The organism is Oceanospirillum linum, from assembly GCF_001995095.2.
In the GTDB taxonomy this organism is placed as follows: Bacteria; Pseudomonadota; Gammaproteobacteria; order Pseudomonadales; family Halomonadaceae; genus Oceanospirillum; species Oceanospirillum linum.
The window spans coordinates 78,682-98,820 of the sequence record NZ_MTSD02000006.1; the positions used below are offsets into that span (position 1 = coordinate 78,682).

The 20,139-nt window shown below is 49.9% G+C and carries 15 protein-coding genes and 3 tRNA genes; 5 read left to right on the plus strand and 13 right to left on the minus strand.

Features of this window, described 5'->3' with window-relative positions:
• Window positions 1–185: 185 nt before the first annotated feature.
• The 12 genes from BTA35_RS13085 to BTA35_RS13140 form a co-directional block, all read right to left on the minus strand.
• The gene (locus tag BTA35_RS13085) at window positions 186–2,402 is read right to left on the minus strand and encodes a CHASE2 domain-containing protein (protein ID WP_078320260.1); all 2,217 of its coding nucleotides are present in this window, start codon (window positions 2,400–2,402) and stop codon (window positions 186–188) included.
• 226 nt (window positions 2,403–2,628) lie between these two features.
• Window positions 2,629–2,705 (minus strand) — tRNA-Met (locus BTA35_RS13090).
• Between the two features lie 164 nt (window positions 2,706–2,869).
• A tRNA-Met gene (locus BTA35_RS13095) sits at window positions 2,870–2,946 on the minus strand.
• A 90-nt stretch (window positions 2,947–3,036) separates the two neighbouring features.
• Complete coding sequence (ychF, locus tag BTA35_RS13100) at window positions 3,037–4,128, minus strand: redox-regulated ATPase YchF (RefSeq protein WP_078320261.1); 1,092 nt, start codon at window positions 4,126–4,128, stop codon at window positions 3,037–3,039.
• 95 nt (window positions 4,129–4,223) lie between these two features.
• A complete protein-coding gene (pth, locus tag BTA35_RS13105; RefSeq protein ID WP_078320262.1) occupies window positions 4,224–4,814 on the minus strand; it encodes an aminoacyl-tRNA hydrolase in 591 nt (196 codons plus the stop codon).
• Window positions 4,815–4,846: 32 nt separating this feature from the next.
• Window positions 4,847–5,476, minus strand: coding sequence for a 50S ribosomal protein L25/general stress protein Ctc (locus tag BTA35_RS13110; RefSeq protein ID WP_078320263.1), 630 nt, complete (start codon window positions 5,474–5,476; stop codon window positions 4,847–4,849).
• Window positions 5,477–5,568: 92 nt separating this feature from the next.
• The gene (locus BTA35_RS13115) at window positions 5,569–6,513 is read right to left on the minus strand and encodes a ribose-phosphate diphosphokinase (protein WP_202931261.1); all 945 of its coding nucleotides are present in this window, start codon (window positions 6,511–6,513) and stop codon (window positions 5,569–5,571) included.
• Window positions 6,514–6,593: 80 nt separating this feature from the next.
• A tRNA-Gln gene (locus BTA35_RS13120) sits at window positions 6,594–6,668 on the minus strand.
• Window positions 6,669–6,681: 13 nt separating this feature from the next.
• A complete protein-coding gene (ispE, locus tag BTA35_RS13125; protein WP_078320265.1) occupies window positions 6,682–7,569 on the minus strand; it encodes a 4-(cytidine 5'-diphospho)-2-C-methyl-D-erythritol kinase in 888 nt (295 codons plus the stop codon).
• Window positions 7,570–7,721: 152 nt separating this feature from the next.
• Entirely contained in the window at window positions 7,722–8,423 is a 702-nt protein-coding gene (gene lolB / locus BTA35_RS13130; protein ID WP_078320266.1) for a lipoprotein insertase outer membrane protein LolB, read from the minus strand.
• A 2-nt stretch (window positions 8,424–8,425) separates the two neighbouring features.
• Entirely contained in the window at window positions 8,426–10,270 is a 1,845-nt protein-coding gene (locus tag BTA35_RS13135; protein ID WP_078320267.1) for a tetratricopeptide repeat protein, read from the minus strand.
• Window positions 10,271–10,394: 124 nt separating this feature from the next.
• The gene (locus BTA35_RS13140) at window positions 10,395–13,376 is read right to left on the minus strand and encodes a transporter substrate-binding domain-containing protein (protein ID WP_160055233.1); all 2,982 of its coding nucleotides are present in this window, start codon (window positions 13,374–13,376) and stop codon (window positions 10,395–10,397) included.
• 333 nt (window positions 13,377–13,709) lie between these two features.
• Here BTA35_RS13140 and hemA point away from each other — a divergent pair, with 333 nt between their 5' ends.
• From hemA to BTA35_RS13165, 5 genes are all read left to right on the plus strand, one after another.
• Window positions 13,710–14,972, plus strand: a complete 1,263-nt coding sequence (gene hemA, locus BTA35_RS13145) for a glutamyl-tRNA reductase (protein WP_078320269.1) — start codon at window positions 13,710–13,712, stop codon at window positions 14,970–14,972.
• Window positions 14,973–15,090: 118 nt separating this feature from the next.
• Complete coding sequence (prfA, locus tag BTA35_RS13150; RefSeq protein ID WP_078320270.1) at window positions 15,091–16,173, plus strand: peptide chain release factor 1; 1,083 nt, start codon at window positions 15,091–15,093, stop codon at window positions 16,171–16,173.
• A 2-nt stretch (window positions 16,174–16,175) separates the two neighbouring features.
• Window positions 16,176–17,027 (plus strand): peptide chain release factor N(5)-glutamine methyltransferase, encoded by an 852-nt coding sequence (gene prmC / locus BTA35_RS13155; RefSeq protein ID WP_078320271.1) that lies wholly within the window; start codon window positions 16,176–16,178, stop codon window positions 17,025–17,027.
• A 228-nt stretch (window positions 17,028–17,255) separates the two neighbouring features.
• Window positions 17,256–17,768, plus strand: a complete 513-nt coding sequence (locus BTA35_RS13160) for an Lrp/AsnC ligand binding domain-containing protein (protein WP_078320272.1) — start codon at window positions 17,256–17,258, stop codon at window positions 17,766–17,768.
• A 111-nt stretch (window positions 17,769–17,879) separates the two neighbouring features.
• A complete protein-coding gene (locus BTA35_RS13165) occupies window positions 17,880–18,623 on the plus strand; it encodes a HesA/MoeB/ThiF family protein (protein WP_078320273.1) in 744 nt (247 codons plus the stop codon).
• A gap of 21 nt (window positions 18,624–18,644) precedes the next feature.
• Here BTA35_RS13165 and ehuR read toward each other — a convergent pair whose 3' ends face one another.
• Window positions 18,645–20,030, minus strand: coding sequence for a MocR-like ectoine utilization transcription factor EhuR (gene ehuR / locus BTA35_RS13170; RefSeq protein WP_078320274.1), 1,386 nt, complete (start codon window positions 20,028–20,030; stop codon window positions 18,645–18,647).
• Between the last annotated feature and the right edge of the window lie 109 nt (window positions 20,031–20,139).

A 20,139-nucleotide genomic window follows, 5' to 3' on the forward strand; every position in this document is an offset into this window, starting at 1 on the left:
TGCTCAACTTTCGAGACCGCATTATAGAGATCAAAATATTTTGGTCAAGCATTTTTTGAAAAAAATATTATTTTTTAATAGGTTATATTCAAAGCTCTGTATTTCACTCTGTTTTGATTTGGGTGCCAGCCTCTAAGCTTTCTGGGTTGAGCGCATTGGATTACTGTCAAAGCGCAAGCTTTTCGTTATTTTGATGTATGAGTAAAAACACCATCCCAATCTTTACCGGGTGGTTGTTCTCGATACAGATTGATCCGGTCCAGATAGACATCATAAATCATGCGTTTTTCCTCAGAGAGCAGTTCCGATAGCAGTCTTTCAGCATATCCCCAATCCTGGTTTCTGAAGTGTTTTAAGGTCTGGTGATAGCGATCCAGAGTGTTGAGTTCAGCCTCGCTAAGTGAACCTTTTAATGCGACAGGCTCAAAGATGGCGACGGGTTCATGCTTGCCTTTTACCTTGACCAGGTCGAGCTCCCGGTAAAGGTAATTATCAGCAGCAGCAGCAGTGGTTTCACTAACCATAAGGTCTACACCGTACTGCTTGGTGAGGCCTTCCAGTCGGGAACCCAGATTGACGGCGTCACCCAGAACAGTGTAGGCCATGCGGAATTCGGAGCCCATGTTTCCCACATTCATTGGCCCCGTATTCAGGCCGACACCAATTTTCAGCTCCGGCCAGCCTCTTTTTTTAAACTCAGGCCCCAGCTCTTTCATAATCTCAATCATTCTCAGGCCTGCTTCAACGCCGTGTTTGGCATGCAGGGGATCTTTGAGTGGTGCGCCCCAGAACGCCATGATGGCATCGCCCATATATTTATCGATAGTGCCGCGGTATTCATGAATAACGCCTGTCATCGGGGTCAGAAAGGCATTCATCAGGCGGGTGAGTTCTTCTGGGTTGAGGCCTTCCGAAATGGTCGTGAAGCCCCGCACATCTGAGAAAAGGACTGTCATTTCACGACTTTCACCTTCCAGGGAAATGCTGGCGGGGTTCTCGTTCATTTCATCAACTAACTCAGGTGGGACATACTGGCCGAATAGACGGGTTAGTTGGCGTTTGCCACGTGATTCCACAAGGTATCCGTATGCAAGCTGGTAAGCGATAATCAGGGCGCTCAGGAGGACAGGGGTTGCCAGAGGGAAAACCCATTTATAATCGGTCCACAGAAGCAGGTTGCCATACCAGATACCGGAGAAGATGAGTACGGAACCGATCAGAATTGGCAGAGGGTTCAGCCTGGGGAGTGTAAAGGTCAGCAAAAGGCCCAGAAATATCAGGAGCAGTATCTCTCCGCCGACGGTATAGCTGGGTTGGTGTTTAAAGGACTGGTGCAGGATACCCGCGATCAGGTTGGCGTGTACCTCCACTCCGGCATAAACGCTTTGTACCGGCGTGGTTCGCAGGTCCAGAAGACCCGGTGCACTGGTGCCGAGCAAAACGATAGCTCCCTGGAGTTTTTCTTTGGCAGCGGTCTGCTGAAAGATATCGGTCACAGAGATATATTCAAAGGTCCCCCGGCCGCCATAGTGGGGCACCAGAGCGCCGGTTTGGTTGTCCACCGGGATACGAAAGCCACCAACATCCAGAGCTTCCAGAGTGGGGTTGTTCTTGTTGCCGCTGATAATGAATTCCACCGGTGGCATTCCCAGAACGCTGCGAACGACCGCCAAAGAAAGGGACTGATAATAATTTCCCTGATACTCCTGGATCATGGGTACACGGCGAAAAACGCCATCCTGATCCACCAGAGGGTTGTCAAAGAAACCTGCAGATAGAGCATTTGCCTGATGAACTGGCTGATTGCCGGAAAAACGCTGTGCTTTTGGTATGGGGAGTAATGAGGGGGAGATCGGACTCTTGATCGGCAGTGGTTCAGGCAGTACACCAACGGAGGGTGTTTCTATCTCTGGCTCCCGGTCAAGGTAAAAGCCCAGTACCGCTGGGGTTTGGTTAAGTATTCCCGCCAGTTGTCGGTCTCCATCCATTGACTCAATCAAGGGTGTGAGGGTTTCGGTCAATTCAGGCTTTTCTAACAGAAGCCCTTTTAATGCTTCTGTTGCGCCTCGCTGGTCTGCTTCCGGGAATACGATATCGAACCCTAAAGTGCTTATGCCGTATTCGCCAAACAGGATGTACAGCAGCTCAGCAATATACTCCCGCGGCCAGGGGAACTGCCCAATTTCTCTGAGGCTGTCTTCATCAATATCGATAATCAGAATCTGGGAATCACCCTCATTAGGCAGTGTCATATTGATACGAACATCGTAAGCGATCTGCTCAAGTTTACTGAATAGCCCAATATTCCAGTAGCCTATGGCGTGCAGCAGAAATATGGCAAGAATAAGCAGGCTGCCTAAGGGGCGAATCAGTGGAGAGAGGGCTTTTTTTAGCGAATCCATAGAAGAGGGTCTTCATCAGGTGATTGTTTTTTTCTGAGCATACTATAGAACTGCATGCAGCGAGAGTGCGGGTGTGGTTTTTGTGATGGATATCAGATATAGAGGGTTGGCTGCCAGGCCGGGAGATAAACTTGAGATCAGCGACTCTGCTACAGAGTGATAGCGCTACTGAGTATGATATGGAGGCAAAAAAAAGCCGCTTCATAGGAAGCGGCTTTTCAGAATATGGTGGCTATGGCGGGACTTGAACCTGCGACCCCAGCATTATGAGTGCTGTGCTCTAACCAGCTGAGCTACATAGCCAAAACTGCATTCCGATTAAACTGAACCGGAAGAAGTTGGCGCAGATTATCTTTGCAATTCGATTTTCTGTCAAGCTGTTTTCTTGTAAAACTATAAATAAAACAACAGGATAGAATTATCTGCAAAATAAAAAGCCGCTTCATATGAAGCGGCTTTTTAAAATATGGTGGCTATGGCGGGACTTGAACCTGCGACCCCAGCATTATGAGTGCTGTGCTCTAACCAGCTGAGCTACATAGCCAATTTCGGGAGCAGATTATACTGTAATCTGCCTCTGCTGCAAGTAATTATTTAGCGGTTTCGCTTTTTTTACGGCTAAAGCAAGATCGCTTTAGACATTGAAGCGGAAATGAACGACATCACCATCTTTCAGGATATAGTCTTTACCTTCCAGTCGCCATTTGCCGGCTTCTTTTGCGCCCTGCTCACCCTTGTATTCAATGAAGTCGTCATAACTGACCACCTCAGCACGAATAAAGCCCCGTTGGAAGTCGGTATGAATAACACCAGCGCCTTCCGGGGCTGTTGCGCCAATTTTGACTGTCCATGCCCGGACCTCTTTCACACCTGCAGTGAAGTAGGTTTGCAGGCCAAGCAAGCCGTAACCCGCCCGAATAACACGGTCCAGCCCGGCTTCTTCCATGCCGAGATCAGCGAGGAACATATCGCGTTCTTCATCGTCCAGCTCGGCAATTTCTGCCTCCAGCTTATTACAGACCGGAACAACAATAGCGCCTTCTTCTTCGGCGATGCCTCTGACAATATCCAGATATGGGTTGTCCTCAAAGCCATCTTCGTCAACGTTGGCGATGTACATGGTGGGTTTAACGGTGAGGAAGTTGTATGAACGAAGCAGTTTTTTCTCATCATCGTTCAGACCAAAGCTGCGCAGGGGTTTACCTTCTGCCAGGTGCGGCTGGATTTTTTCCAGTACGGCTTTTTGGGCCTGGGCTTCTTTGTCACCACCTTTGGCGATTTTGGTTAGGCGGTGAATCGCTTTATCCACAGAGTCCATATCAGCCAGAGCCAGCTCCATATTGATAATTTCAATATCCTGGGCCGGGTCAACGCGGTTAGCAACATGGATCACATTTTCATTGTCGAAGCAGCGCACAACATGGGCGATAGCGTCCGTTTCACGAATATTGGCCAGGAATTTGTTACCCAGACCTTCACCTTTGGAAGCACCTTCCACCAGGCCTGCAATATCCACAAACTCCATTGTTGTTGGCAGTACGCGCTCGGGGTTTACAATCTCTGACAGAGCATCCAGGCGCGGGTCAGGCATTGGCACGATACCTGTATTGGGCTCGATGGTGCAGAAAGGGAAGTTTTCGGCGTCAATGCCGGATTTGGTCAAAGCGTTGAACAGGGTCGATTTGCCTACGTTAGGCAGTCCGACAATACCGCAGTTAAAACCCATGATGATGATCCTGATATGCGTGGATGAACCGGCGCTTACACCAACCATTGGGTTGGCAGAATCCGGCAGAAAACATTACCGGTGGGGAGAAGAGATCAGGCGGACTTAAAACTGTGCAGGCGATTCATAGCGGCGGCCCATTGGCCAGCTACTGCATCGGGTAGGGCTCTTATGGCTTCATCGATACAGTCATCCAGAGCTTGTTGCTCTGGCTTCGGCGCCCGACCCAGCACATATCCGGTAACCTTATCACTACTGCCCGGATGGCCGATTCCAAGCCGTAAACGGTTGAAACCTTTTTCGTTACCAAGTTTGCTGATGATATCCCGCAGTCCATTATGACCGCCATGGCCTCCACCCTGTTTAAAACGAGCGGTACCCGGAGGTATGTCAAGTTCATCATGTGCGACCAGAATCGCTTCAGGAGGGATCTTGAAGAAACCGGCAACTGCAATCAACGATTGTCCGCTGCGATTCATAAACGTGGTGGGGATCAGCAGATGAAGGTCTGACCCTTCAAAGCGGGCCTTGGCATAGAGCCCGTGGTACTTCTTTTCGGGGCGCAGGCTAACACCACAGTGCTTTGCCAGCGCCTCGACGAACCAGGCTCCGGCGTTGTGACGGGTTTGCTCATACTCTGCCCCGGGATTCCCCAGGCCAACGATTAGCTTAATACCTTCACTCATACCGAAACCCCGTTCAGAAAGTCAGCGCAGGATTACTCCTCGCCAGCTTCCTCTTCTTCAGCTTCATCTGCAGCAGCACCTTTAGGTGTCGTTACAGATACAACGCCGTCATTGTGGTCTGCGCCTTTGCTCAGAGCAACAACGTCAACACCCGTTGGCAGGGTCAGGTCAGACAGGTGGATAGTCTGGCCTTTTTCCAGCTCAGCTACATCAACATTGATCGCATCCGGGATCTGGTGAGGCAGCGCTGCAATTTCAACTTCAGTCAGCAGGCGCATCAGAATGCCACCCTGCAGTTTAACGCCTTTACACTCTGCTTCGTTAACAAAGTGAACCGGTACGTTAACTGAAACTTTGGTAGATTCATCAACACGCTGGAAGTCAGCATGCATGATAATTTCTTTGAACGGGTGACGTTGCATATCTTTCAGGATAACTTTTTCGTTATCTGCGCCTTCGATGTTCAGTTCCAGCATGTGAGTGTAGAAACCTTCGTTTTCCAGTTTCTTGAACAGCTCACGCATCTCAATAGAGATGGCTACAGGCTCTTTGCCCAGTCCGTATACGATAGCCGGAGTACCTTTTTCCAGACGACGCAGGCGGCGGCTCGCACCTTTCCCCTTGTCGCTGCGTACTACAGCGTTCAGCGTAAAATCAGTCATGATTACTTCCTCAGGTTTACATAAAGACAGTACAGGTTTCCGCGACCAGAAACCTGCACCCAGTTAAAATCGGTTTTGCTATGGCGCTTTAATCAGCGAAACATTGCGCTGATAGATTCCTCGTTGCTGACACGGCGAACCGCTTCAGCTAACAGACCGGAAAGCGTCAGCTGGCGGATTTTTCCGCATTTCTGAGCTGCATCAGTCAAAGGAATGGTATCTGTAATGATGAGTTCATCCAGAACGGAGTTGCGAACGTTGTCGATGGCCGGGCCAGAAAGTACAGGGTGTGTTGCGTAGGCAACAACCCGCTTGGCACCGTGTGCTTTTAATGCTTCAGCAGCTTTACACAGAGTACCTGCCGTATCCACCATATCATCAACCAGCACGCAGGTACGGTCCTGTACATCACCGATGATGTGCATTACCTGAGCTTCGTTTGCCTGCGGGCGGCGCTTGTCGATAATAGCCAGATCAGCATCATTCAGTTGCTTGGCAATTGCACGGGCACGAACAACACCGCCGACATCAGGAGATACAACAACCAGATCCGGGTAGTTTTGACGCTCAATATCATCGAGAAGAATTGGAGAACCATATACATTATCAACAGGGACATCAAAAAATCCCTGGATCTGATCTGCGTGCAGATCAACGGTCAATACACGATCGACACCCACTGCAACGATCATGTCAGCAACAACTTTAGCGCTGATAGGAACACGGGATGAGCGAACGCGGCGATCCTGACGCGCATAGCCGTAATAAGGTACAACAGCGGTGATCCGCTGTGCTGATGCACGGCGCAGTGCATCGACCATCAGGATAAGTTCCATCAGGTTATCGTTAGTAGGTACACAGGTAGACTGGATTACGAAGACGTCTTTACCACGTACATTTTCGTTGATTTCAACAGCCATCTCGCCGTCACTGAACTGGCCAACCGTGGCATCGCCCAGACGGATGTCTAAACAATCAACAACTTTGCTGGCTAACTGGGGGTTTGCATTCCCCGTGAACACCATTAATTTTGACACGTGTAACTACCTTTGGATTCAGTCTGACGGGAGTAAGTGCGGGCCTGATGTGCATCTCATTGCATCAACAGAAACAGAAGTGGCTGGGGTACCAGGATTCGAACCTGGGGATGCTGGAATCAGAATCCAGTGCCTTACCGCTTGGCGATACCCCAACTATATACCAGCTCAGATTGCCAGCGCTTCATGCAACGGGGATCTGTTTTTCCCCCAGGCAATAAAGCCCTGCCAGTGATCCGGTAACGCCGCTAAAACAGCCTCGGCTGATTCCTGGTCGTTAAAACCTGCAAAAATACAGGCACCGGTTCCGGTCATCTGTGATTTGCCATACTGACTAAGCCAATCGAGTGCTTGGGCAACTTCTTGATATGTTGCTTTTGCAATCGATTCGCAGTCGTTATGACCGCCCTGATCAAGTGCGCGCGTAATTGTCATGATTTCGGTATCTCTTGTCAATTCAGGATGGCAAAAAATTTCCTGAGTTGAGATGTGGCATTCAGGGCAAATTACTAAATAACAGACTTCTTTGGGTTCAATGGGGGTCAGTTTTTCGCCGACACCTTCGGCCCAGGCGGCAAACCCCCGGACAAAAACCGGCACGTCGGCGCCCAGCGCTAGGCCTATCTTTGCCAGCTCATCGATGCTGCAACCGAGCTGCCAGATATGGTTCAGGCCCAGTAGGGTTGTGGCGGCATCTGAGCTGCCTCCGCCCAGTCCACCGCCCATAGGGATCTTTTTATCCAGTTGAACCGATATATCCGAAAGTGGCTGACGGAAGCCCTTTTCACGACAAAAAAGGATAAGCCGGTGTGCCGCCCTGGTGACCAGATTATCTGCCGCATCTACTCCGGGAATCTGAGTGGTTAGTTTAATCCTGGGGTTCTGAGAGGTCTGCTTGCTCTTTCTGAATGTTAGTTGGTCGCAGAAATCGAGGAGCTGAAATTGGGTTTGCAGCAAGTGATAGCCATCATGTCGTCGCCCAACAATATGTAGCATAAGGTTTAGTTTTGCAGGGGCGGGTAGTGTCAGTGTTTCGATGTTTATGGCTGTCGGCATGGTTCGATAATCCGAAAATATAGGGCGGGTCTGATCAGAGAGTTACCTGTGGCGTGATGAAGCAAGGCCTGAAAAGAGATGGATTATATCGGATAACCCATCGGTTAGCAGAGCGGCACTTATTTTCACTGTCAGGATGATGGCGACGCAGACTACTGTAAGCGTGCCAGTTGGTGGGCTGATAGTTGCCACTGGTTGATGATCAGCGTCAGTTCCAGCTGACCTCTGTTAACTTTAATTCGGCCAGGCAGTTCAGGGCTCTGAGTGGATTCGGAGGATACAGGGCGATAACGGTCATAATGAATATTCCAGCCATCCTGCTGTAAAAGACGAATCTGCTGCGCCTGATTCAGGTCTGACTGATAACTGGACCCTGGAGCAGGCAATGTTCTGATCCAGTATAGAAGACTGCTGATCGGCAGATCCCAGCCAAAGTGGTTGTACAGTAGCTGCTCTGGGCTCTGGTCGATAAAGCGTCCTTTGTCAGGTATGGTCAGCATAACCTGATAAGGGCTGCCTTCCATGCGTGCCCCGGTTTGTCCGAAGGGGCCACTCAGTGTCATGTTGTAATGCTCTCCTTCCTGCTGCCACTGAAGATTAGCACTGTCGGAGCTATCCTTTGTTTTCAGGCGAATTTTTCCTTCAATCTGAAAATGTGTCAGCTGAGAAAAATTGCGATTATGCTGGTCCATAAAAGGGGTGGAGGCTTGTTTAAGCGGCTCTGTAGTGCCACAGCCTGAGAGTACGACCAAAATAGATATGGCAGCACTTCTGAGCAGGCGTCTGATGTTATTGTACTTCTTGTTTGAAGGTATCATCTTATTTGAAGGCGTTATCTTGTTTGAGGGGATCATGGCTATTCAGCAGAAAAGGTCTCTGCTGTTTCCTCCGTGCTCTCTGTCGGGTACTCAGATTCCTGATGTTTGGCCTGAGTGCTGAGTTCTGGTAATCGCTGTTCAACCGCATCGAGTAATGGGCTGTCCCGGAAAAGTTGTCTGGCTTCCAGTAACAGATCAACGGCTTCGTCCTGTTGACCCGAAACCCAATAGACTTCAATCAAATGGCTGGCAATTTCCGGGTCTTGCAGCTGGTTATAAGCTTGTTGCAGAAAGCGTGTCGCTTCATTGAGCTGTCCGAGTCTGAAATAAACCCAGCCCAGACTATCCGTTATGGCAGGGTCGCCCGGTTTTAGTGCTGCTGCTTTGCGGATCAGTAACAGTGCTTCCGGATAGCGATCTGTATATTCAGTCAGCGTATAGCCCAACGTATTCAGAACCATGGCGTTATTAGGTTCATTATCCAGGATTTCCCGAAGATCCCGTTCCAATGCAGGGATATCCTGTTTTTTCAGGGAGATCATTGCGCGGCTGTACAGGAGTTCATAGTCAGGGCCTTCGGATAATATCGCTTCGGTCAGTAGCTGATGGGCGTCGTCAAGCCTGTTCTGGGCAAGCAGAAGCTCACTCTCCAGCAGATAGAGGCGAACTCTGTACTCAGGTAAAGTCAGACGTAGTGTGGCCAGATGAGCACGTGCCTCATCACTCTCTCCCTGAGCGATCAGTAACTGTGCCGCCCTTGCCTGGGCCTGCAGGAAATCCTTACCTCCTTTGACCATCCGATAGTGATCTGTTGCTGCCTGAACATTATTTTCCTGCTCCTCAAGCCGGCCTAAATAATAGTGAGCGGCATCAATCTCGAAGCCTCTTTCCAGTAATTTATTCAACTGGTTACGCGCTTGCTCAGGCAGGCCGTTTTCCATCAGGATCAGGGCAAGAGATAGTGTCAGCTGGCCGTTTTCGGGATGATTGCTCGCGATTTTGGAAAATACCTGCTGCGCCTGGTCAATATCACCGTCTTTGACCAATGTACGTGCAAGGGCCAGTTGCAGGCGCAGGCTATCCGGTTGTTTTTGGATCGCCTGTTCAAGAATATGGATGCCTGCTCTCAGGTCATATTGAGTAATGGCCAAATCGGCTTTTAACAGGATGCTGCGGATACTCAAAGGAGCGATGTCCAGTGATATATCAATCACCTCATTGGCTTGCTGGTGATGACCAGAGAAGTAGAGCAGCTGGGCCGTAGCTGTCAGAAGATCCGGGTTATCTGGGTGGTGTTTAAGCAAGTTGCTTATTGCTGTCAGGAGTTCATTCCGGGTGTACTCATCCGCTTCTGCACTTTGGGCCGCAAGGTAACTGAAGTGTGTTTCTTCACCCATAGACAGTAGCTCGCTCTGGAAGTCAAAAGCTCCGAGAACATCACCCTGCTGAAGCAGGAGTGTACTACTGATTCGTCGGGATTCTGTATTATCCGGAGCGGTTTCACTCCACAGGGCTGCAGCATCCAGTGTTGTTTGATTATCACCGGCATATTGCGCGATATAGGTTGCTCTGCGGGCAAGCTCCGGGCTTTGCAGACGGGCGGCTTGTTCCAGATAAAGCTGAAGTGCAAAGCCGACCTGGTTGCGCTGTCCTGCAATCTCTGCGGCCAATAAGTCCTGAATGGCTTCGCCGTCCAGTCCCTTAATGGATTGCTCTGTCTGATGCGGGGCAAGCTGTGCTTCCGGGTGCAGATCATTGGGTGATAAGTTTAGAGCGTCGGGTTGTGTTATCTGCTGTTGGCAGCCGGATAGCCAGAGCAGAGGCAGTAGTAAGCTGACCCTGATCAGACGCGGAGATGATATAAATGCTGGCATGCCTTGCATGGTGTCGCCCTGCCTCTCTATTGCAGACCCTTATATTAATAGCAATAGAGCTTAACCTGTTGCTACTACAGAAAAAACTGTCTTTTTTAATCAGCGTGGTTTTATCGGTTATCCGTCTGTTGGCTTATGGCGTTTCCCGGGATGATGCTAAAGTCGTACGATCATATATCACAAGTTGATTCCGGCCATTATTCTTTGCCTGATAGAGGGCGTGATCGGCTTCCTTTAGCCAGAGATCCAGTTGTTCGCTATGTCCGGCGGGGCCGACCATGGCTCCAATACTGACAGTGATATGCAGTGATCTCTGCTGTTGTAAAACCGGATGGCCTGCAATGGCAAGCCTTAAGGTTTGCAGGCGCGCTTCCAGCCGTTCTGTGCTCGAATCTGATGTCAGAATGATAAACTCTTCGCCGCCAAAGCGAATCAGATGATCATCCGGTTGGCTAAATTGTGTCCTCATCTGTTGGGCCAGGGCTTGCAGGCAAAGGTCTCCGGCATCATGGCCGTAATTATCATTGATCCGCTTAAAGTGATCGGCATCTACCATGGCGATTGCAACGGTTCGGCCATCCTGATGGCAGCGTGTCATGTAGGCTTCAAATGTCTGGCTCAGGTAGTTGCGATTGCCAAGATCTGTCAGTTGATCCGTAACACTTAGATGAGCCAGTTGTTCATTGGCTTTTTGTAGCTGCTGATTTAGGTTGCCCAGCTTGCGGTTCCAGTAAAAAAGCGCCAGGAAAAGCAGGCTGAATGCAGCTGCCAGCTGCCAGAGCGTCGTGTAGTCGGTTTTCTGCTCCAGTTTGATGGACAACCAGTCGTTCTCAATCTGATCCAGCTCTGTGCTGTTAAGGCTGGATAATAGTTTGTTGATTAACACCAGCAACTGGGGGTATTGGTGGTGCACTGCAACGGAAAAATTACTATCCACAGGCAAGCGCCCGAGTACCCGGATGTCTCCCAGGCTTTCCTGTTGCAGTAAATGGCTGGTTTCAGCCAGCCCTCCGATAAAGCCATAAAGCTCATGTTCCCTGACTTGCTGGATGCCGCTTAGGGTGCTGTCAACGGGTATGAGTTTCAGTTGTGGGTAGCGTTGTTGCAGTATGGGCTGGATATTGCTGTCGCGGCTGATGCCGATGCGCTTACCGCTTAGATCGTTGATGCTGTCTATAAAAGGGCTACCCAGGGTGCCCAGAATAACATTGGAAGCGTTATACCAGCTATTTGAGAATAACAGGTTTTGTTGAAGCTTCTCGCTGGGGACAACCATAGGCGCCATAACGCATTTTCCGCTTTTGAGTGCAAGGAGGGTTTCCTGCCAATTGTTTGTCGGGAGAAACTCAAAGCGCAGATTATCCAGTTTCTGTTGCAGTATTGTCAGCAGACTTGCTGACATGCCGTCATGCCGGTTCTCTCTGTTTTTGTTTTCCAGGGGGTAGCGATCCGGGTGTACACAGTAGGTAATGGTGTAGTTCCAATGGTCCAGAAGGTCCTGCTCTTTCTGAGATAAAGTGATTCTGGTTTCATTGTCTGAGATTGCTTTTGCACCCAGCCAGCGGTTCTCTATGGCGCGTTTTTCTATCTGTGATATGTCATTCAATGCCTGGTCAAGAATCTCTGTGAGAGGTTGGAGTTCGGGCTGTAAGCCGAGTCGCAGGTCTTCGCCAATCAGGCCCGGCAGCCGGAGTTCGCCGGCAATCCAGACATCTGTCATGCCAAGCTCCCGAATCCAGTGATTACCATTGGGCAGAGCGGCCAAAACAAGGTCGACCTGATTCTCCATCAGAGCTTTAAACATACTGGCTTGCTCTGTATAGCTGATCACCTGGTCCGGGAAAAGTTTGCGCACGGCGGCCTCATAAAAGACACCTTGCCCAACGGCGATGCGCAAGCCTGAAAGGTCAGATGCCTTATTCAGGCGGAAATTAGCATTTCGGGTAAAGGCCACATTGGGAATGCGGTGGTAAGGTTGTGTGAATCGGGTAAAAGCGCGTCTTTCCGGCATATCCGAGATATTGGCTATCAGGTCGAGCTCACCTTGTTTAAACAACTGGAACAGATTGCTCCATTGGTCAACAACAGGGACAAACTCAACGCCGGTCAGATCCTGTAAGCGATATAGGATATCAACACTCAGCCCCTGCACTTTGCCATTATCAGAAAAGCTGAAAGGAGCATAGTCTCGCATCAGGCCGACCCTAAGCGGAGGCAGTCGGTTCAGATAGTCCTGCTGCTTTCGGGTCAGTTGTAGCGGTTTCTGACGTAAAGGGGACTGACCATCGTATTGCATCCAGCGTTCATTCAGCTCTTGTAGCCATCCGGCAGGCAGGGACTGGAGGCCTGCCTGAAGTTTTTTGAAGAGTTCGGGTCTGTCTTTGAGAACCCCCAATCGAAAGTCTTCAATTTCCATCCCTTTAAGAGGAGCCAGTGTATTAACTTCCAGTTGGAAAAAACCTTCCCGGCGAGCCATGTAGTTTAGTGTGATTTCCGGGCCAATGATGGTATCCACCCAGCCAAAGGCCAGTGCCTGAACCAGATTAGGCAGGAGGTCATATTCGATAACATTAATGCCCTGCTCAACGAGATAATCCCGATAGTAGATATCCCGCATAATGCCAACCCGGTATGGCTTCAGCTGATCCAGTGTTTTGATGGTGGGAAGGGGTTGTGCGCTGTTCTGCATGACAACAGTCTGACGGAGATGATAGGCACTGGTGAACAGAATATTTTTTGCCCGATCTTCGCGCCAGGATATTTCATCGATAATGTCCAGATCACCTCTTCGAAACGCAGCATAAATGTCCGGCCAGCTACCGACCCGGTAGTCAAAGCGGATACCCAGGGTTTTACTGAGTTCATTGAGCACATCAACAGAAAAGCCTTTGGCCGTGCGACCTTCGATACTGGAGTAAGGTTCATTGTCAGCAACAACACCAACGGTCAGGCTTTCAGGTATTTCAGTCTGGGTTGTGGTTTTAGGGTGGTCTGTGGATGCTCTGACGTCTTGTATCAGCAGATAAATAACCCAAAAAAGCAGCAGCGGCATGGTTAAAGAAAAGCTATTTCTTAGGGGGCGGCCCCCACAAGGTGTTTTTAAATCGCTGGTCATGGTATCCCCGTTACTGAGAAACGGTGCGCTATACTCCAGTGTCAGCCAATGCTTGGGTGAAGAATATGCCTGACATGGCAAAGAGTGCATAGCACGTTTAACTGGGCTGTATCTGGCTTGAAACGTGTCTTGAAGATGACTTTTTAATTAAAACTCCATAGTGCAATGGGAGTGTTCGCCTGTTCAAGTGAAGTTTGATAAAAACTGACCTTTTTATGATCTGAATAATTAAAAAAACACCTTATCTTCCATGTGGTTGAGTGCCACCTTAAGCTGTGGTGTGCTATTATCCACAGCCTCAAAAATGCTGGAACCGTGACAGAAGCGTTATCTATGAGCCTGCTTGCCTTTGGAATTAATCATAAAACTGCCCCTGTGGAAATCCGCGAACGGGTAGCTTTTACTCCGGAACAGCTGGATGGCGCGTTCCAACAGCTACGGCAGCACCCGCAGATCAGCGAAGTAGCGGTCGTATCCACCTGCAACCGTACCGAACTTTATTGTGTGGTAGACTCTGACGTCCATGGACAGGATACAACGCCTGTACTTGAATGGATGAGCCAATTCCACAATCTCGACCTGACCGACCTTGCGCGTTACAGCTACGAATATGTCAATGAAGACGCTGCCCGACACCTGATGCGTGTATCCTGTGGTCTGGATTCTATGGTTCTTGGCGAACCACAAATTCTGGGGCAGATTAAAGATGCCTATCTGAATGCGCAGGATAAAGGTTTGGTTGGCCGCGAGCTGAACCCCTTATTCCAGCAGTCTTTTGCTGTTGCTAAGCAGGTGCGGACTCAAACCTCTATTGGTGAAAACCCCGTTTCTGTAGCCTATGCCGCAGTGAGCATGGCACAGCGTATTTTTTCTGACCTGAGTAAAAGCCAGGCGCTTTTGATTGGTGCAGGAGAGACGATTGAGTTAGTTGCCCGACATTTGCGTAATGCTGGCGTCAGCAGAATGGTTGTTGCAAACCGTACATTGAGCAGAGCGCAGGCGGTTGCTGAAGAGTTTAATGGTGAAGCCGTTGTTCTTAGCGATATCCCTCATCAGCTGGAAAAGTCCGATATTGTTATAGCTTCCACAGCCAGTCAGCTGCCGATTTTGGGTAAAGGCGCGGTAGAACGCGCTTTGAAAGTTCGCAAACACAAACCGATTTTTATGGTAGATATCGCGGTGCCGCGTGATATTGAGCCTCAGGTGAGTGAGCTGGACGATGTTTATCTCTACAGTGTTGATGACCTGAAAGAGGTGATTGAGGAAAATATGCGCAGCCGGCAGGAAGCTGCTGAGCAGGCGGAACAGCTGGTTCTTGCGGGTGTAGGTCACTTTATGCAATCCCGGCGCGAGCGCGGTGCGGGTCAGGTGATCGGTACCTTGCGTCAGCAGATCGATAGTATCCGTGTGACCGAGCTGGAAAAGGCACTGCAGCAGTTGCAGAAAGGTCAGAGTCCGGAAGAAGTGCTCCAGCGTTTTTCTCAGTCTTTAACGAATAAGGTTTTACACGAGCCTATGGTGCAGCTGCGCCAGGCGTCAGCAGATAATCGCAATGACCTGCTGAATGGTGCCAGAACTCTGTTTGCGTTGGATTAGCGACGCTTAACCTGCTTTTTTAGTCTTGTCTGGGCATTTTTGCCCACACCTCCGGCACTGTCGAAGCCGGGAACCCATCAAATATATCGCTTATAAAAGCCCTGTCGGGAAGAGAAATATGAAACCATCCATCCACGCTAAACTGGATCTGCTTAAAGATCGTTTTGAGGAGCTACAGGCTCTGTTAAGTGATGCTGAAGTTATCTCTGATCAGAAAAAATTCCGTAGCTACTCACAGGAATACTCCGAACTTGAAGGCGTTGTAGAAACCTTTAACCAGTATGAGCAGGTTCAGGGGGATATGTTGGAAGCTGAAGCCATGTTGCAGGATGGTGATGCTGACCTGCGCGAAATGGCCCGTGAAGAGATTGAAGCCGGTAAAGATGAGCTGGAACGCTTGGATCTTGAGTTACAGAAGCTGCTGCTACCGAAAGATCCGAATGATGAACGTAACGTCTTTCTGGAAGTCCGTGCCGGAACCGGCGGTGATGAAGCTGCAATTTTTGCCGGTGACCTGTTCCGTATGTACTCTCGCTTTGCGGAGAAAAAGCGTTGGAAAGTAGAGATTATCAGCCAAAATGAAGGGGAGCATGGCGGTTACAAAGAGATTATCACCCGTATATCAGGTGACCGTGTTTATTCTCAACTGAAGTTTGAATCCGGCGCGCACCGTGTACAGCGTGTTCCTGCGACGGAATCTCAGGGGCGTATCCATACATCTGCCTGCACTGTTGCCGTGATGGCAGAGGCTGACGAGGTCGGTACGATTGATATCAATCCGGGCGATCTGAAGATTGATACCTTCCGCGCATCAGGTGCTGGTGGTCAGCACGTTAATACCACAGATTCTGCGATCCGTATTACACACCTGCCCACCGGCACTGTGGTCGAGTGTCAGGATGAGCGCTCCCAGCATAAGAACAAAGCTAAAGCGATGTCCCTTCTGGCTTCCCGGATTCAGCAGGCCGCTGATGATAAAGCAGCTCAGGAGCAGTCTGATGCCCGCCGGAGCCTGGTGGGCAGTGGTGACCGGTCCGAGCGCATCCGCACCTATAACTACCCTCAGGGCCGGGTGACGGATCACCGGATTAATCTGACGCTGTATAAGCTGGATGAGATCATGGAAGGTGCTTTGTCTGAAGTGCTTGATCCTCTGGTGGCAGAGCACCAGGCAGACCAGCTGGCCGCGTTGAGTAACTGAGTATGCTGCCAGATGTACAGGCCGCCCTTGATTGGGCGGTAGAGGCGCTAGCTACCAGTGATACCGCGCGACTAGATAGTGAGTGCCTACTGGCGGATTGTGTCAGGCAGAGCCGCACCTGGTTGTTTACCTGGCCGGATAAAATATTAAAAGATGAGCAGTGGCGGTGTTTTCAGCAGCTGGTTGAGCGTCGTAAAGCAGGTGAGCCGGTGGCCTATCTGTTAGGGTACCGTGAATTCTGGGGACTGACCTTAAAAGTCAGCCCGGATACTCTGATTCCCCGCCCGGATACAGAAGATCTTGTGGCCAAGGTACTGGAGTTGATACCCCTGACAGAGGCAAAAGTTGCCGACCTTGGCACCGGCACTGGTGCCATTGCGCTGGCGCTGGCAGCGGAAAGGCCAGATTGGCGGATTACCGCCTGCGACTTTAACCCTGGTGCGGTAGCTCTTGCGGAAGCGAATCGTAAGGCTCTGGGGTTTGAGCAGGTCACTGTGCTGCAATCGGACTGGTGCCAGGCACTGGAAACGGATGCCGTTGCAAGGGGTGGCTTTGATCTTATTGTCAGTAACCCGCCTTATATCGAGGATGATGATCCCCATCTGTCCCAGGGTGATGTGCGTTTTGAGCCTTTAAGCGCTTTGACTTCCGGCGCTGATGGCCTGGATGATATTCGCCTGATTACACTGCAGGCTAAGGTCTGTCTTAAGCCCGGAGGCTGGTTGATTTTCGAACATGGCTATAACCAGGCTGGTGCAGTGCGGGGTATTCTTTCAGCTGCAGGTTATCAGGATGTACAAACAGCCCAGGATCTTGCCGGTGTTGATCGTATGAGCTTTGCTCAACGACCTTAATTGCCTTATATCCCTGCTTTAAAAGTGGTCTCTGCGCAATGCCTTTGCCAATAAAGGCAGAAAAATTGCGGGCAGATTTTTCTGTACTAGATAGAAGGTCTGACTCAATAAATCCGCTCAGCCCTTGAATTTTGCTACCGCTTAGCTATAAGCTCTAATCAGCAATAATTGCTGGAAGACAGATAATAACTAGCAAAACCTTCTGATTATTGAGATTTTATTTCCCCTATGAAAGCTTCTAAACCTCGTGCACTCGACCGTATTGACCTGAAAATTCTTTCCTGTCTGCAGGATAATGCCCGTATATCCTACGTGGATTTGGCGAATCAGGTTGGCCTTTCAACGACACCTTGTCTGGAGCGTGTGAAGCGCCTGGAACGAAACGGGGTTATTAAAGGCTATAAAGCTCATCTGAATCCTAAATATCTGCGGGCTAATCTGCTGGTGTTTGTTGAGATCAGTCTGGAAACTCAGTCCTCAGCCGTATTCGATGAGTTCCGTCGTGCTGTTTCCAAGCAGCCTCAGATTCAGGAGTGCCACCTGGTTTCCGGCCAATTTGATTACATCCTGAAATGCCGGATTCCGGAAATGTCGGCGTACCGCCAACTGCTGGAAGAGGTTGTTTTGACTTTGCCGGGTGTGAAAGAGTCCAAAAGCTATGTCGTGATGGAAGAGGTGAAAGAGGATACCTCTATCTATGTTCCTGATCTGAATGAATTTGATGAAAATCAGCTGACCTGATCATCTGTTTTTTTGCATCAAAGGGTTAAAATACCTGATAGGGCTTTCCGCATCTGCTGAAGCCCTATTTTTTTACGTGTTCGACCATTGCCAGCGATAGAGAAGATGACCATGCAGGATCAGCAGTTACTACGTTACAGTCGTCAGATTATGTTGCCGGAGGTGGATATTGCCGGACAACAGGCTTTACTGGATGCCAGAGTACTGATCATCGGTATGGGCGGTTTAGGCTCACCGTCAGCGCTTTATTGTGCTGCGGCTGGAATTGGTACGCTGGCGCTGAGTGATTTTGACGAAGTAGATCTGTCCAACCTGCAGCGTCAGATTGTGCATCGGCAAAATAGTATTGGTCAGCCGAAGGTTGTATCAGCCAAAACAATGCTGAATGAACTGAATCCGGAATGTCAGATTGTGACTCTGCCGGAAAAGCTGGAAGGCGATGCCTTGCAGGAGCAGGTTCGGCTTGCGGATGTGGTGCTGGATTGCAGCGATCGTTTTTCAACCCGTTTTGCCATTAATGCTGCTTGTGTTGCAGAGAGGACGCCCCTTGTGTCGGGGGCGGCAATCCGGTTTGGTGGCCAGCTAGCCGTGTTTGACTCCCGTGAGGAGAGTAGCCCCTGTTATCGCTGCCTTTATGATGACAGTGACGATGAGGCGATGCGTTGCGCAGAGAGTGGCGTGATATCACCTCTGGTGGGAGTGATAGGTTCATTGCAGGCATTGGAAGCGATCAAACTAATTTCAGGAGCAGGGTCGTCTACAGCAGGTCGCCTGCTGATTTTTGATGCACTTGATACTCAATGGCGAAGTATGAGCCTGAGTAAAGACCCCGCATGTCCGGTGTGCCAGCCATAAACTGTATCTGAGGCTCTGTACTTAAAAAACAGACAAAGAAGGTTCCGGCTCCTGGTGTAACAGTTCTGCCAGAATCTTTAGGCCTCGCTCCAGATGATTCTGCGACCACGCGCTGCTGGATGACAGACGAATCGCCTGGGGAGCCCGGTACTGAGCGACAATAAAGTTATCTTCACCAATAACTTTTACATTACGACGCTGGGCCTGTTGGATAAATTCACGGCTACGCCACGGTTCCGGCAGTTCAAGCCAGGCATGGAGACTATAAGGGTTAATTCGGCAGTTGAATGCCCCCAGGTACTCAGTCATAAGCTGGTTGCGTAGTATTAGCTCTCTTTTTTGTTCCTCAAGCAGCTGGTTTGCCAGGCCACTTTTAATCCATCGGGTGCAAATCTCTGCGATAAGGGGGCTGGTCATCCACTGAGAGGCTCTCAATGCATTTGATATCTGGGAGTGAATCTCATCGGGTGCAACCACCCAGCCAACGCGGATACCTGCTGCCAGTGTTTTTGACGCGCTGTTTATGTAAATTACTTTGTCCGGTGCGATCTCAGCCAGTGGTGGCGGTGCATTTTCAAGGAGGTTTGCATTTACTGAGTCTTCAATGATCCAAACATGATAGCGACGGGCAATCTCAGCCACTGCTTCCCGGCGGGCTTCGGACATTATGGCGTTGGTAGGGTTTTGCAGCGAAGGAGTGCAATAAAGTACCCGGGGGGAGAATTGTTTGCACGCATCTTCAAAGGCAGAGGGGATCACACCTTCTTCGTCCATGGCCACCGGTTGTGGCCGTAATCCTAATTGATGGGTGACCGCCATAAAGCCGGGGTACGTGATCGCTTCAGACAGAATGATATCGCCGGAGCGTGTTAGTGCCATGAGTGTCAGCATAATAGCATTCTGCCCACCCCCCGTGATCATCAGTTTATCGGCGCTTGTGCGTAAACCTGTTAACCCCAACCACTCTGCAGCCGCTTCCCGGTGTTCAGGCATTCCAATATCCGGCTGGTAGCCCAGTATTCGGTTCATTTTCACGGTATCTGAAGCAAGCTCCTGCATCGATTGGCTCAGAGCATCAGCTCTGTCATGGGCAATGGGGAGGTTCAGCTGCAGGTCAACACAGTCTGGCTCGATCTCGCCCTGAATCATAAATCTTTGCCCCTGAGCATGGGGCGTTGTAACAAAAGAGCCTCGTCCAACCCGTGCGGTTACCAAGCCCCGGCGCTCTGCTTCTGCATAGGCACGGGTAATCGTGCCGACAGTGACGCCTAACGTATCTGCCAGAGCCCGATGAGTTGGCAGCCGGTCACCATCATTAAGATCACCTTGAGCAATTGATTCAGCTATCGCATCTGCAATCGCGATGTAGCGAGGGCCGTGAAAATGTTCAAGTTTTGGAGTCCACATGATGCTGTTTGTTCTCTGGTATTAATGGTTATTGTAATGGTGACAATAAAAGGATTGATCCTTTTTTATTGCTAAGGCTATAGTGACAATTGGTCCGGTGTAAACGATA

Coding starts and splice junctions, on each gene's coding strand:
- BTA35_RS13160 (WP_078320272.1), top strand. CDS start 17,256: ATGAAAGCTTCTAAACCTCGTGCACTCGACCGTATTGACCTGAAAATT.
- BTA35_RS13110 (WP_078320263.1), bottom strand. CDS start 5,476: ATGACTGATTTTACGCTGAACGCTGTAGTACGCAGCGACAAGGGGAAA.
- prfA (WP_078320270.1), top strand. CDS start 15,091: ATGAAACCATCCATCCACGCTAAACTGGATCTGCTTAAAGATCGTTTT.
- BTA35_RS13135 (WP_078320267.1), bottom strand. CDS start 10,270: ATGCAAGGCATGCCAGCATTTATATCATCTCCGCGTCTGATCAGGGTC.
- ispE (WP_078320265.1), bottom strand. CDS start 7,569: ATGCCGACAGCCATAAACATCGAAACACTGACACTACCCGCCCCTGCA.
- BTA35_RS13165 (WP_078320273.1), top strand. CDS start 17,880: ATGCAGGATCAGCAGTTACTACGTTACAGTCGTCAGATTATGTTGCCG.
- BTA35_RS13140 (WP_160055233.1), bottom strand. CDS start 13,376: ATGACCAGCGATTTAAAAACACCTTGTGGGGGCCGCCCCCTAAGAAAT.
- pth (WP_078320262.1), bottom strand. CDS start 4,814: ATGAGTGAAGGTATTAAGCTAATCGTTGGCCTGGGGAATCCCGGGGCA.
- ehuR (WP_078320274.1), bottom strand. CDS start 20,030: ATGTGGACTCCAAAACTTGAACATTTTCACGGCCCTCGCTACATCGCG.
- BTA35_RS13085 (WP_078320260.1), bottom strand. CDS start 2,402: ATGGATTCGCTAAAAAAAGCCCTCTCTCCACTGATTCGCCCCTTAGGC.
- hemA (WP_078320269.1), top strand. CDS start 13,710: ATGAGCCTGCTTGCCTTTGGAATTAATCATAAAACTGCCCCTGTGGAA.
- ychF (WP_078320261.1), bottom strand. CDS start 4,128: ATGGGTTTTAACTGCGGTATTGTCGGACTGCCTAACGTAGGCAAATCG.
- prmC (WP_078320271.1), top strand. CDS start 16,176: ATGCTGCCAGATGTACAGGCCGCCCTTGATTGGGCGGTAGAGGCGCTA.
- lolB (WP_078320266.1), bottom strand. CDS start 8,423: ATGATCCCCTCAAACAAGATAACGCCTTCAAATAAGATGATACCTTCA.